Origin of the sequence: Mesorhizobium sp. M2E.F.Ca.ET.209.01.1.1 (genome assembly GCF_004010375.2) — a bacterium.
Lineage (GTDB): Bacteria > Pseudomonadota > Alphaproteobacteria > Rhizobiales > Rhizobiaceae > Mesorhizobium.
On the sequence record NZ_SADP02000520.1, the window covers coordinates 1 to 354 of the forward strand.

Below are 354 nucleotides of genomic sequence, written 5' to 3' on the forward strand. Positions count from 1 at the left end.
CATGCTCCTTGCAAATGCGGGATCCTCGGCATCGAAAACGTGTGGGACGATGGTGCGCAGCGCCCGTGGATTCGGCATCAGGTTAATCGCCGCCAGCGTGACCAGACCCGCGGTGATGGCAACCGCAAGATATTTGAGTTTATCGAGCCAGCGACCAAGCTTTGTCCGGGCGGCGACCGCCTTTCTGATAGCAGATCGCGTTCCAAAGATGCTCGGCCGCACGTCTCTCGCCATGTTCAAACGGTGAATTCGCCCGACAAGAACTCTCGATTGGGATGAGGGTTCCCGGATGGAATGGGCCGGGTTGGCTCCGGTCCGCGTGGTATCGCTCGGCGATTGAAGTGGAACGCCGAG

Annotated in this window: 1 pseudogene; it reads right to left on the bottom strand. The window is 59.6% G+C overall.

What is annotated here, in order from left to right:
* A pseudogene (locus EN852_RS41345) lies at window positions 1-222 on the bottom strand (hypothetical protein); the annotation flags it as partial.
* Window positions 223-354: the final 132 nt, after the last annotated feature.